8 protein-coding genes are annotated in these 13,257 nt (G+C 67.4%); 2 read left to right on the top strand and 6 right to left on the bottom strand.

The window, feature by feature from the left end; translation table 11 throughout:
• The first annotated feature begins 102 nt into the window (after positions 1–102).
• Entirely contained in the window at positions 103–1,404 is a 1,302-nt protein-coding gene (locus tag OG921_RS07905) for a Mur ligase family protein (RefSeq protein ID WP_266111828.1), read from the top strand.
• A 3-nt stretch (positions 1,405–1,407) separates the two neighbouring features.
• Here the strand turns inward: OG921_RS07905 and OG921_RS07900 are convergent, their stop codons facing one another.
• A complete protein-coding gene (locus OG921_RS07900; protein ID WP_266111827.1) occupies positions 1,408–2,538 on the bottom strand; it encodes a DUF4185 domain-containing protein in 1,131 nt (376 codons plus the stop codon).
• Between the two features lie 351 nt (positions 2,539–2,889).
• On the bottom strand, positions 2,890–4,203 hold the full coding sequence (locus OG921_RS07895) for a DUF4185 domain-containing protein (protein ID WP_266111826.1): 1,314 nt from the start codon (positions 4,201–4,203) through the stop codon (positions 2,890–2,892).
• A gap of 160 nt (positions 4,204–4,363) precedes the next feature.
• Between OG921_RS07895 and OG921_RS07890 the strand changes: the two genes are divergently transcribed.
• The gene (locus OG921_RS07890; protein WP_266111825.1) at positions 4,364–5,077 is read left to right on the top strand and encodes a type 1 glutamine amidotransferase; all 714 of its coding nucleotides are present in this window, start codon (positions 4,364–4,366) and stop codon (positions 5,075–5,077) included.
• A 47-nt stretch (positions 5,078–5,124) separates the two neighbouring features.
• Here the strand turns inward: OG921_RS07890 and OG921_RS07885 are convergent, their stop codons facing one another.
• From OG921_RS07885 to OG921_RS07870, 4 genes are all read right to left on the bottom strand, one after another.
• Entirely contained in the window at positions 5,125–6,186 is a 1,062-nt protein-coding gene (locus OG921_RS07885; protein WP_266111824.1) for a putative zinc-binding metallopeptidase, read from the bottom strand.
• Between the two features lie 58 nt (positions 6,187–6,244).
• Positions 6,245–7,171, bottom strand: coding sequence for a transglutaminase family protein (locus tag OG921_RS07880; protein ID WP_266111823.1), 927 nt, complete (start codon positions 7,169–7,171; stop codon positions 6,245–6,247).
• Positions 7,168–9,738 carry a circularly permuted type 2 ATP-grasp protein gene (locus OG921_RS07875; protein ID WP_266112278.1) on the bottom strand — a complete coding sequence of 857 codons (2,571 nt, stop codon included), beginning with the start codon at positions 9,736–9,738 and terminating at the stop codon, positions 7,168–7,170. The genes OG921_RS07880 and OG921_RS07875 overlap by 4 nt, the downstream gene beginning before the upstream one ends.
• Before the next feature lie 156 nt (positions 9,739–9,894).
• A complete protein-coding gene (locus OG921_RS07870) occupies positions 9,895–13,254 on the bottom strand; it encodes a DUF2126 domain-containing protein (protein WP_266111822.1) in 3,360 nt (1,119 codons plus the stop codon).
• Between the last annotated feature and the right edge of the window lie 3 nt (positions 13,255–13,257).

Here is a 13,257-nt window from a genome sequence, read left to right as displayed (position 1 = left end):
GCGAAGCGCTAGCGAACCACCTGCATGGCCCGCGAGACCTTGCTCACACGCACGCGCGCCTCCGGTTCGACACCTGCCCGAAGCGGATGACAGACTCGCCGGGTGCAGTGGCGTGCAAACGGCGGATATCCGACGCGGACCGAGGCGATCACCCGGCGGGGCCGGATCGCGCTGCGCGCGGCGAAGGCCGCATCGTGGGCATCGCAAAAAGCCGGGCGCGGCAAGGGGTCGATGATCGGAGGCCTGATCGCGCTCAAGATCGATCCGACGCTGATGAGCCAGCTCGGTCGGGGGCGCCGCACCGTGCTGATCACGGGCACCAACGGCAAATCGACCACCACCCGAATGACCGCGGCCGCGCTGGCCACACTCGGCCCGGTGGCGACCCAGGCCGACGGCGCCAACATGGATGCCGGCATCGTCGCGGCGCTCAGCGTGCATCCCGAGGCCGACCTCGCGGCCATCGAGGTCGACGAGCTGCATCTGCCGCATGTGTCCGACGCCGTTGCGCCCGAGTCGATCGTGTTGCTCAACCTCAGCCGCGATCAGCTCGATCGAGTCGGTGAAATCAACATGATCGAGCGCAGGCTGCGCGCCGGCCTGGCACGGCACCCCGATGCCGTCGTCGTGGCGAACTGCGACGACGTGCTGATGACCTCGGCTGCCTACGACTCGACCAACGTCGTGTGGGTGGCGGCGGGGAGCGGCTGGGGGTTGGACGCGACGAGTTGCCCGCGCAGCGGCGAGCCGATCGCCTGGGAGAACCGCACCGACGAACACGGCACCGCATACCAGCACTGGTACAGCACCGGCACCGACTTCGCCCGGCCGACGCCGCACTGGTGGGTGGACGAGGAGACCCTGTACGGCCCCGAGGGATTGGTCCTCCCGATGAAACTGACGCTGCCGGGCAGAGCGAATCGGGGCAACGCGGCGCAGGCCGTCGCCGCCGCCGTCGCACTCGGCGCCGACCCCGGCGCGGCAGTCGCTGCCGCATCAACTGTCGACGAGGTCGCCGGCCGCTACCGCACCACGCAGGTCGGTCCGCACTCGATTCGTATGCTGCTGGCCAAGAACCCCGCCGGCTGGCAGGAAGCGCTGTCGATGATCGATCCCACCGTCGACGGCCTTGTGATCGCGGTGAACGGGCAGGTGCCCGACGGTGAGGATCTGTCCTGGCTGTGGGATGTGCGCTTCGAGCATTTCGAGGGCGTGCAGGTGGTCGCGGCGGGCGAACGCGGCACCGACCTCGGCGTGCGGCTCACCTACGCGGGCGTCGAACACACGCTCGTCAAGGATCCGGTGCGCGCGATTGCCACCTGCCCGCCCGGCCGCGTCGAGGTGCTGGCCAACTACACCGCCTTCCGAGATCTCAACCGCGCGTTGGAGACCGGCGCCGGCTGACCGCTACGGCAGCGCGTCGAGATCGGTGCGGACGAGCATGACGTTGTAGCCCTCCCACAACGACAGCGTGAAATAGAGCCAGTTGCCCGCCGATGCCGGATGAATGAACGGCGCATAGAAGGCACCCGGCAGGTCCACTGCGTTGAACAGCACCTTGTCGCGCGTCCACGGACCCTGCGGTGCGTCGGCGGACCACAGTTCGACCTGTGCGGTGGGTTCATTCCTGAACAGCGCGACGTACTTGTTCAGATATGGACTCCACGACGCGGACATTTCCCCGACCGGCGCTCCGATCACATCGACCGCGTTGCCGGCGCCGACGACCCAATCCGACCCGTTCCAGTACCGATACGCACCGAGGTCGCGGATCTGGGTCTCGGGAACGCGCGAGACGCGCGGGGCACCGAAACGACCGTTGGGGGTGCCAAAGCCGTAAACGAACCCGTCCTTGCGCAGATAGGCCTGCAGCTGGAAGTTGTCATTACCAGGGGCGATCTGCTGGAAGCCGGTCAGCGCGCCAACGGGCACGTTGACGCGGACGGTGGCGGGGTCGGTCGTCCATGTCTCACCGTTGTCGATCGAGTAGGCGATTGCGGAAAAGTTCGTCGTCCAGTGCCCGGGAGCGCCCCACTCCCGCACGGAGGTGTAGCTGATGTATTGCGTGTCTCCGACCGCGATACCAGCGGTCGGAATCACCGTGACCTCGAACGGCGCAAATCCGAGGCTGGCGACGATCTGTCGCGCGAAATCAGGGCGCTGCGCGGACACCGGACTGCCGCCGATGGGGTTGCCATACTGTGGATTCGGGATGTCGATCCCGTCGGAGAGTTCGACGTCGGCGCTACGCAACAGCACATTGCTGCGCCATTCGCCGCCGGGCGCGACGCAGTTACCGACGGTGTCCCCGAACGCCATGAGAATTTGGTGCTGTGCGCCGCTCGCTCCGTTATCCCACGAGATGCCTAGATCGGTGCCGGTGATCCCGAACCGTTCCGCCGTGTTGTTCGGACTGGCCGGGCCGGTGACCCAAGCCACCGTCTCGGTAGCACCGCGCAGCACGGGTAGCGGGCCTTGATCGTTCGGGTTCGGGTTCGAGTGGTTGGAACTCCCGAACGAGCCGGCACTGCCGGGCAACCAATTGACCGAATCCGCACTCAGCCCGCTACCGCTGTATCCGCTGCCGCTGGATCCAATCGAGCTACCGCTGGATCCACTGTCGTTGGATCCACTGCTGTTTGACCCACTGCCACTTCTACTGCCATTGGATCCGCTGCCATTGCCGCTGTCGCTGGATCCACCGCTACCCCAACCATTGCTGCCACTGCCGGCAGGACAACCGCCTTGCGCAACCGCGTGCGACGCGAGCGGCACCGCGCCCGCGCAAACAACGAGAATCACCATTCCCCCGCGCACCAGCGAACTCATCGCGCCCATGTGAAGCACAGTAATGCGCTTTCGAGCAATCCGTGAGCAATCGGGTTTCGACTAGCGCAACGCATCCAGGTCCGTGCGCACCAGCATCACGTTGTAGTCGGACCAGCGCGACAAGGTGAAGTACAGCCAGTTGCCGTCGGACCAGGGGTGAATGAACGGCGCGTAGAAACCGCCGAGCATCTGCGCACCGTTGAACAGGACCCGCCCGAAGCTCCACGGTCCCTCGGGCGCCGACGAGGTCCACATCTCGACCTGTGCGGCCGGTTCGTTGACGAACAACGCGACGTAGCGCCCGAGGTACTGGCTCCACGCCGCCGACATCTCACTCACCGGTGCGCCGATGACGTCGACGGCGTTGAGCACGTCCGGCACCCACGCCGAACCGTTCCAGTATGTGTAGGCGTTGAGGTCGAGTATCTGCGCCTCCGGCACGCGCGAGACGCGCGCGGCACCGAATCTGCCGTTCGGCGTGCCGAATCCGTAGACGAACCCGTCACGACGCAGATACGCCTGCATCTGGAAATTCTCATTGCCCGGCGAGGTCTGTTGGAATGCGGCAAGCACGTCCAACGGTTCATTCACCCGGATGGTGCCGGGCTCGGTTGTCCACGTCTCGCCGTTGTCGGGCGACGTTGCAATCGCAGAGAAGTTGGTTGTCCACCGGCCGGGTGTATCCCAGGTTCGGACCGACATGTAGTTGATGTACTGCGTGGTGCCCACCGAAACTCCGGCGGTCGGGATGATGGTGGTCTCGGGGTACAGGTTGAGGCTCGCGATGATCTGGCGGGAGAAGTTCGGCCGGTCCGCCTCGACCGGGCTACCGGCATAAGGGTTTCCGTACTGCGGGTCGAGAATGTCGATGCCGTCGGCGAGATTCTCATCGGTGCTGCGCAGCAGCACATTGTTGCGCCACTCCTGCGTCTCGGTACCGCAATCGCCGAAGCTGTCGCCGAAGGCGAGCAGGACTTGCCGCTGCGCGCCCACACCGCCGTTGTCCCAGGCGATCCCGAGGTCGGTCCCCGAGATGCCGAATCGGGTGTCGGTGTGATTCGGGCTGCGCGGGCCGGTCACCCATTCGATCGTCTGAGTGTTTCCATTCAGGACGGGCAGCGGACCTTGATCCCTGGCCTGCCCGCGCCCGTGTCCCGGCGCGCCCGCCGAGCCAGCCGACCCGGTGCTGAGGTCCGATCCGGAGCCGATGTCGGTGCTGCCGCTCGATCCTGCGCTGAGCCCGCTGCCGGACGACCCGGAACTACCGGAACCCGCCGCGCATGGCTGTGCCTGGGCGGGACCCGCAAGGGGAATCGCGAGGCCGCCGACGAGGGCGAGAATCGACAGGGTCGTCACCAGCGTGCGTTGCGGCATGGTCGGCTACCTCCGTAGCGAGTCAGCCGGGCTTGGAAAGGACGGCGACCCCAAAGTCACAGATTAGGGTCTGCGAACGCCGCCGATCACCGATACGGTCTCGATTCCGTCACGAGTCGCGGCCCGTCGTAGACTCGCCGAATGCTTCGCGAGGGTGCGCATGTCTGAGTCCACGTTCCGGATCGGGCTCGTGTTGCCCGACGTGATGGGCACCTACGGCGACGGCGGCAACGCACTCGTGCTGCGCCAACGCATGCGGATGCGCGGCTACGACGCCGAGATCGTGGAGATCACCCTGAACGATCCGGTCCCCGATTCGCTCGACATCTACACCCTCGGCGGCGCGGAGGACTACGCCCAGCGCCTCGCCACCCGGCACCTGCAGCGGTATCCCGGCCTACAGCGGGCGGCAGAACGCGGTGCGCCGGTGCTGGCCATCTGTGCGGCGATCCAGGTGCTCGGGCACTGGTACGAGACCTCGGCGGGCGAACGCGTGGACGGCGTGTCGATGTTCGACGTGACCACTGCGCCGCAGGCCACCCGCTCGATCGGCGAGGTGCTCACCACCCCGCTGCTCGACGGCTTGAGCTCGCCGCTCACCGGGTTCGAAAATCACCGGGGCGGAACGACTCTCGGACCGGATGCGAGCGCACTGGGTCGTGTTTCCCGCGGTGTCGGCAACGGTGTCGGCGACGGGCATGAGGGCGTTGTGCAGGGCTCGGTCATCGGCACGTACATGCACGGCCCCGCGCTGGCGCGCAACCCGGAACTCGCCGATCTCCTGCTGGCCCGCGCCGTCGGCATCGAGGAACTCGCGCCCCTCGAGATCGCCGAGGTGGCCCAGCTGCGCACCGAACGTATCGGACGAAAGTAGCTGCGCAACAGGTTATTTTCCGTTACGCAGCTACTCGCCGGATCAACCTACACGGTGAATTCTTCGGCGATCCCCGCCGCCTGGGTCGCGGTGATCACCTCGTGCACGAACCGCATCTTCTCCAGGACCGGCTCGGGGAGGACGAACGGGTAGAGGTCGTGGTGGCCCATCGACCGATTCACCATGTTCAGCGACCAGGACAGCGGCAGCCACAGCTCGATGATCTTGTCGAAGCCCGCCGGGCCCGGTGCCGGCCGGTCGAAGGTCGCACCCGCGGGCGCGAGACCGAAAGCTGCTGCAGTGTCGAGGGTGTCGCGGATATGCAGATAGTGCGCGAACGTCTCGGCCCAGTCCTCGGCGGCGTGCATGGTGGCATACGAGGAGACATACTTCTCCTCCCAGCCCTCCGGGGCACCTTCGCTGTAATGCCGGTCGAGCGCGTCCTGATAGCTGGCGTCGGGATCGCCGAACAGCTGCTCGAAGCGGGCGCGATTCCCGTCCGAGTCGATCAGCACCGTGAAGTAGTAGTGACCGACCTCATGGCGGAAATGCCCGAGCAGCGTCCGGTACGGCTCGGCCATCGACACCCGCAACTGTTCGCGGTGCACGTCGTCGCCCTCGGCGAGGTCGAGGGTGATGACACCGTCCGCGTGCCCGGTGATCACGTTCTCGTCCCGGCTGGACAGCAGGTCGAACGCCAGCCCCGTCTCGGGGTCCTGCTCGCGGTCGACGATGGGCAACCCGAGTTCGACGAGTTCGAGCACGAGGCGCCGCTTGGCCGCCTCCGCGTCGGCGAAGGCAGGGAGCGCTTTGGCGTCGTCGTCGCTCGGCCGCGTCGTGGTCAGCCGGCACGACGCGCACAGGCCTTCCTCGTCGTCGGCGGCGATCAGCCAGTTGCAGCGTGCGACATGCAGGTTGTCGCACAGCCGGAACTTCTCCGCATCCACCTCACCGGTGATGCCTGCCGGCGCATTCGGGTCTGCCGGTTTGCCGATCACGACCAGCGTCTTCTCGGCCAAACTGAAGCCGAGTTGGCTGCCGCACTTGAGGCAAACCGAGTTCTCGAACGAAAGCTCCTGACCACAGTTGGAGCAGGTGAAGTCGCGCACTGGTATCCGATCTCCTGGTGACGAACCGAGCATTCTCGGGCATGGATTCGCCGACCTACTACCCGATCGGCGACTCGATTACACCTTCGGTCGGCAATCCCGGTGGCAACGGTGCGACGTCGACGGACACCGCGATTCCGGCCTCGGTCGAATCTGTGTAGATGATTCCGCGCAAAGGTGGAACGTCAGCATAGTCCCGCCCCCACGCGACCGTCACATACCGTTCGTCGACGAACTGATCGTTGGTCGGGTCGAATGCGAGCCAATGGTCGTTCGGCGCCCAGACCCGTGCCCAGGCGTGCGTCGCGTCCACGCCGACCATCCGCTCACGCCCGGGCGGCGGGTCCGTTGCGAGATACCCCGAAACGTACTGGCCCGCCAGGCCGACCGAACGCACACAGGCGAGCGCGAGGCGCGCGAAGTCCTGGCACACGCCTTCCTTTGCGGCGAAAACGTCGGCGACCTTGGTGGACACCGTGGTGGAGCCGGACCGGTAGGTGAAGTCGGCGTAGATCCGCGAGCACAATTCACCTATCGCCGCACCGAGCGGACGGCCCGGGGTGAACGACTCGGCGGCGTATTCGGCGACCGCAGAAGTAATCTCGGGTGGTTCGAGGTCGAGCGCGAACTCCGCGGCCAGCGGCCCGTGTGTGCGGGACGGGCGCGCGCTCTCCCACGGCACCGCGGCCGCTCCCTCGGAGTACCAGCCGGGCTCGGGTGGGTCGACCTCGACGATCGACTCCCCGGTGACCACCAGCCGCTCGTGCTCGGACAGGACGTGGAAGTAGGAGTCGATATTGCCGTACACGTCGGTGCCCGACGACTGATCCTCCGGTTCCGGATCGACGACGACGCGATGCGAGACGCACCGCTGATGCGCCAGGTCACGCGGGGTGAGGTAGCCGCGGCCGAAGGACCCGGTGACGACGCTGGAGTACGAGTAGACGGTGCGATGCTCGATGCGATATCGCCGGGCCGCGGTCATGGCACCAATCTCGCGGGTCCGGCGCCCCACAGCGGCTGGATACCACCCGGCAGCAACAGCCTGGTCTCGGTGAACGCGTCCGACAGGCCGCGCAATGCCGCGTCCATCGCATCGAGCAGGCCGACCAGTTCGGCGCGCTCACCCGCGTCGTCGACGATTTCCAGGTCGGCCGGGTCGACACGCCGCAGCCTCGCGAGCGCCTCGTCCACGAGCCGCTCCGCACGCGGCGATCCCTCGGTATCCGGAAGTGCCCGAAGGTTTCTGCGCAACATGTCGAGTTGATAGACCAATGACCGCGGGTTGCCGTCGTCGAACAGCAGTAGCTGCGCCACCGCGGCAATCCGGGTGCTGCCCTTACTGCGGCGACGGAAGATCACCGCGGATTCGCTTGCCACAAGTACTGCCTCGGTCACGATCGCCTCCGCGTCCGGCGGCAGCGGATGGGCCAGGGTCGCCCGCACCAACGCCGCGAGCTGCAGGCCGCGTTCGATGCGCTTGCCGATATCGGTGACGTGCCAACCGGTGTCGTGCACCATCGACTCGGCACTCAGCCCCGAGAGCGCGAGCATTCCGGCGAGTACCGCCGAGTGCACATTCGCCATTCTCGCGTCGTCCGACGCGCCCGACTGCTCGAACTCCGACAGCGCACGCTCGACCGAGCCGAGCACCATCCAGGTATCCGACGACAGCTGATCGCGCACGGCTCGTGCGGAATAGCCAAGATGGTCGATGGATTCGGCCAGCGATCCCGGCACCTGCTCGTCCACCGTGAGCGCCCGCAGCTGCACACCTGCCGCTGCGAACGGATCCTGCTGGGCGGCCGGGTCGGTCCGGGTGAGCGCACCGAGCAGCACGGGCACGCATTCGTGTCCGTCGAGCCAGGGGCTGAACCGGAAGTCCTGGAACCGTTCCCGCGTCGCGATGAGCAACCGCGCGGTGTCTTCGGCCCGTTCGGCGTAGCGCCCCATCCAATATAGGTCGGCCAGCACACGTGGCGAGCTGAGCACGTCGACCTCGGGTGCTCGGAACGCAGGCAGCTCGGCCTCGCGCAGGACGGGCGCGCGCACCGGCTCGGTCCGTGCCGCAACCTCGCCGACCCGGATCCAGACATCTTTGGCCGCAAAGCTTTCCGCCACGATCGCGCTGGGGCTGCGACGCATCACCCGGCCGAGCCCGCCGACCATTGCGGTGTAGCCGGCGCCCTGCGCGATAGTGAACGTGCGGAACTCCGCCGGTGCGGCGTCGAACGGCGCCACCTCGGATGCGGCGGGGCTCAACGCGTACTGAATCGGCTCCTGGCCAACCCATTTCCAGCCCTGCGCTTCGATCCGGGCGGCAAGTTCGGCGCGCTGCGCCGCGTTGAGCGTTCGGCCGTCGATCACCGTCCCCCCGGTGGTCGGCTTGATGACCAGATTGGGCAATTCGACGAGCAGGTGCGAACGCTGCGCCGGATCACCGCCCCAGTACGACTGGACGCTGTCCAGCTGCAGCTCCTCGTCCAGCAGTGCCTTGGACAGCTCTGGCAACAGCCCTTGCAGCGCAGGGTTTTCCAGCACTCCACTGCCGAGCGTATTTACCACACTGACCGCACCGCGACGCAGCACCTCGACAAGCCCGACGATGCCGAGATGCGAGTCGGGACGCAGGTCGAGCGGATCGACGAATTCGGCATCCACGCGCCGCAGCACGACATGGACCCGTTCGAGTCTGCCCAGCGCCCGCATCCACAGCTTGCCCTCGCGCACCACGAGGTCGTCGCTTTCGACCAGCGGGAAGCCGAGCACCGATGCGAGATGAGCCTGATCGAACGCTGTCTCGGAATGTGTGCCCGGACTGAGCACGACGACGGTCGGATGCTCGACCTGTTCGGATGCGGACTCGATCAGCGCCGAACGCAACGCACGGACGAACGCCGTCAACGGCCGCGGCGCGGCGTGTTCGAAGACCTCGGGAATCGCGCGGGCCATCACCCGGCGGTCGGCGAGTGCGTAACCGGCACCGGAGGGCGCCTGCGTCCAGTCCGCGCTCACCCGGAAGCGGCCGTCCGGCCACCGACTGACATCGCAGGCATGCATGAACAACTTACATCGCTCGGGGAGCGGAACACCATGCGCCGCACGGACATATCCGGGATGTCCGAACACCAGCTCCGGCGGGATCAGACCGCGCCGCACCGAATCCATCGGCCCGTACAGGTCGCCGAGCACCGCGTCGAGCAACCGGGAACGCTGCAGCAGCCCCGCTTCGAGAACGTCCCAGTCCTCGGCGGAGAGCAACATCGGCACCGGATCGAGCCGCCACACCACCGGCGCGGCCGGGGCGCCCGGCGGCGCCTGCATCACCGGGTTGTAGGTGATGCCGTCGTTGTCGACCAACCTGGCGACGTGCTCGATCAGCCGGACCATCCCGGGGCCGCCGCCCCCGACGAGTTGGTCGGACAGGTCGCGCCACACCGGGCGCACGCCACCGTCCGGATCGATCAGCTCGTCGTACGGGCGCGGACTCGCCAGGTTCGCCGGATCGAACAGCGCCGACTGCGCGGACGCGGCCAGGTAGCCGTTGAGCAGGTCGTTGCGCCGCGGGGCCTCAGTGCGTGGCGGTACCGCCGCGGGCACCGAAAGGCCGGTCGCTTCCTGTGTCACGGATGCGCCCTCCTTTCGATTCCGTCATGGTCGGCAGGTATTCGGTGTCCATGGATTGTCCCCCACAGCTGCGATTGCCCCTCAGCGGCTCAGCACCGTCCGCACCCGGCGGAGGTCGAGCAGTCCGGGAGCGCCGATATCGGCACCCTGGCGCGCCGCCCGCTCGCGCAGGTCGGCGAGATCCACTACGCCGGGTGTGTGTCCGGCTGCCTCGAACCGCCGGTTGCGCCGCGACTCGGCCTCCACTGCGTTCACCGGAGGATTCTCGTGCGCCAGACCACCCGGGTGGCTGATGTGATAGGTGCAGCCGCCGCGCGAAAGTCCGCTCGTCGCCTCGACCAGGTCGAAGGTGAGCGGTCCGTCCACGGTGATGGTCGGGTGCAGCGCACTCGGCGGTTGCCAGGCCCGGAACCGCACCCCGGCGACCTGGATATCCGGGTTGTCGGTGGCCATCATCGGCACCGGATATCCGTTGCAGGTCAACACATACCGGCCGCGATCGGCACCGACCAGGCGCACCTGCAAGCGCTCCACCGACGAGTCGACGTAGCGTGCGGTGCCGGTACCGGTGGACTCCTCACCGAGGGTGTTCCACGGCTCGATCGCGCCGCGCAACTCGATTTCCACGTCATCGAACACCGCGGTGCCGACCCGGGGAAAGCGGAACTCGGTGAACGGGTCCAGCCACGCGGTGTCGAACTCGATGTCGTACTCGCGCAGGTCCTCGGCAACGCGCGCAATGTCGTTGATGATGAAGTGCGGCAACAGGTATCGCCCGTGCAGATTCGCGCCGTGCCGGATCAGCGGAGCCTTCAGCGGCTCCTCCCAGAACCGGGTGACGAGGCCGCGGACGAGCAGCGACTGCACCATCGCCATCTGGAAGTGCGGCGGCATCTCGAAGCCACGCAGCTCGAGCAGGCCGAGTCGGCCGCGGGCCGAATCCGGGCTGTAGAGCTTGTCTATGCAGAACTCGGCGCGGTGGGTGTTGCCGGTGATATCGGTGAGCAGATGCCGCAGCGCACGGTCCACCACCCAGGGCCGGCCCTCCTCGCCGCGGGGGCACTGCCGCAGGATCTCGGCGAACGCGACCTCGAGTTCGTAGAGCGAGGACTCCCGTCCCTCGTCCACCCGGGGTGCCTGCGACGTGGTGCCGATGAACCGCCCGGAAAACAGGTAGGACAGCGCCGGATGGCGCTGCCAGTAGGTGAGCATCGACACCAGCAGGTCCGGCCGGCGCAGCATCGGGGACTGTGCCGGGGTGCGCCCGCCCAGCGTGATGTGGTTACCGCCGCCGGTGCCCAGATGCGATCCGTCGACGTCGAACGACTCGGTGGACAGCCGCGACAGCCGCGCCTGCTCGTACAGCGTGGTGAGCAGATCGGCCTGTTCGGCGAACGTCTCGGTCGGCTGGACGTTCACCTCGATCACGCCGGGATCCGGTGTGATGGTGAGGCTTTCCAGCCGCTCGTCGTGCGGCGGGCCGTAGCCCTCGATCACCACCGGTTGGCCGACCGCGGCCGCCGCGTCCTCGACCCGGCCGACGATATCGAGGAAGTCCGCGGCATTCTCGATCGGCGGCAGGAACACGTAGAGCAGGCCGTCGCGAACCTCGGCCACCAGCGCGGTGACCTCGGCTTGCTCGGGGGGCGTAACGACCGCCGCCTCATCCCGCGGGGCCCAAACGAACTGATGCTTCGGTTCGATCGGATCCGCGGGAATCGCGGACGGCGGCTGCTGCCATGAGATCGCGCCGAGCGGCAGGCGCAGACCCGCCGGGGAATCGCCTTCCAGCAGCACGATTCGGCCGCGCCGCAGCCGCCAGTCGGAGCTGGCCCAGCCGGTCTCATCCGGCGTGCGATGCAGCGGAAGCAGATAGCCGTTCGGCTCGTTGACCGTCGCCTCGAGCCGAGCGAGCAATGCGGCACGCGTCGCGGTGGAATCGGCGCCCGGTTCGAGATCGTCACTCTCCTCGACCGGCGGGCCGTCCGGCTGTCGGACCGTCGCGGCGAGCCGGGCCAGCGGGTCCTCGAAGAACGGCCGCACCTGCGTGTCGGGCAGCGCGAGCTCGTCCGCGATATGCGCGATGAGCGCCTTGGCGGTCTCGTGGTCGGGCGAACCGTAGTCGGCGTCCGGATTCCACGGGTCGGCGAGCAGCTCCGGATCGGACCAGATCGACTCGCCGTCCGTGCGCCAGAGCAATCCGATCTGCCAACGCGGCAACGGTTCTCCCGGATACCACTTGCCCTGACTGCGCTGCACCAGGCCGGTCGGGGCGTAAATCTTCTTGAGCCGCGCGGCGAGGTCGCTGGCCAGCTCGCGCTTGTGCGGGCCGTCCGCGGCGGTGGTCCACTCCGGGTCGGTCAGGTTGTCGATCGAAACGAAGGTCGGTTCGCCGCCCATCGTCAGCCGGATATCCGCCTCCGCCATGCGCTCGTCGAGCCGCGCGCCCAGCGCGGTGACCTTGTCCCACTGCTGCTCCGTGTAGGGCAACGTGACGCGGGGATCCTCGTGGATACGCCGGACGACGTTCTCGTAATCCAGCGTCGACTTGCATTTGCCGGTCGCCCCGGTGATCGGCGCCGCCGAGGCGGGCGTCGGTGTCGCTGAGAGCGGAATGTGGCCCTCACCGGCGAACAGACCCGACGTCGGGTCGAGACCGACCCAGCCCGCACCGGGTAGGAAAACCTCGGTCCACGCGTGCAGATCGGTGAAATCGGCGGCCGGGCCGGACGGGCCACCGTCGAGTGCCGGAACGTCGGAGGTGAGCTGGATCAGGTAACCGGAGACGAAGCGGGCCGCCAGGCCGAGCTGACGCAGGACCGACACCAGCAGCCAGGACGAGTCGCGGCACGACCCGACCGCCGTGCGCAGCGTGTGATCCGGCGACTGCACACCCGGCTCCATGCGCAGCGAGTAGGTGATGTCGGTGCGCAGCTTGTCGTTGAGCTTGACCAGGAAATCGATGGTGCGCGTCGCGTCGGGAAAGTTCGCCCAGCCGGTCTCGGTTCGGTCGCCGGCGAACTCCTTGACCCAGCGCTGCGCCAGCGCGCCCGGCCCCGACCCCTCGCCGTCCTCGTCGACCTGGGCCAGGTACGGCGCGAGCTCGGCCCGCAGATCGGTCGGGTACTCGAAGCCGATGTGTTCGGCCCACTCCTCGATGAAGAAGTCGAACGGGTTGATCACGGCCATGTCGGCGATCAGGCCGACGGTGATCTCGAGCTTGTCGGTGCGCTCCGGAAAGACCAGGCGCGCCAGGTAATTGCCGAAGGCGTCCTGCTGCCAGTTGATGAAGTGATCGGCCGGCTCGACCTTCAAGGAATAGGCATCGATCTTGGTGCGCGAATGGGCGGCCGGTCGCAGCCGCACCACGTGCGGATGCACCTCGACGAGGCGGTCGAAGTAATACGTCGTGCGGTGTTCGAGTGCAACCTTGATGGCCATTCG

This window comes from Aldersonia sp. NBC_00410, from assembly GCF_026342035.1.
GTDB lineage: Bacteria > Actinomycetota > Actinomycetes > Mycobacteriales > Mycobacteriaceae > Aldersonia.
The sequence above is the reverse complement of the archived record's forward strand: the minus strand, read 5'-3'. Positions and strand labels throughout refer to the sequence as shown.

What these genes read in the sequence shown, in the direction of transcription:
- OG921_RS07890 (WP_266111825.1), top strand. Translation starts at nt 4,364, where the DNA reads ATGTCTGAGTCCACGTTCCGGATCGGGCTCGTGTTGCCCGACGTGATG.
- OG921_RS07895 (WP_266111826.1), bottom strand. Translation starts at nt 4,203, where the DNA reads ATGCCGCAACGCACGCTGGTGACGACCCTGTCGATTCTCGCCCTCGTC.
- OG921_RS07870 (WP_266111822.1), bottom strand. Translation starts at nt 13,254, where the DNA reads ATGGCCATCAAGGTTGCACTCGAACACCGCACGACGTATTACTTCGAC.
- OG921_RS07880 (WP_266111823.1), bottom strand. Translation starts at nt 7,171, where the DNA reads ATGACCGCGGCCCGGCGATATCGCATCGAGCATCGCACCGTCTACTCG.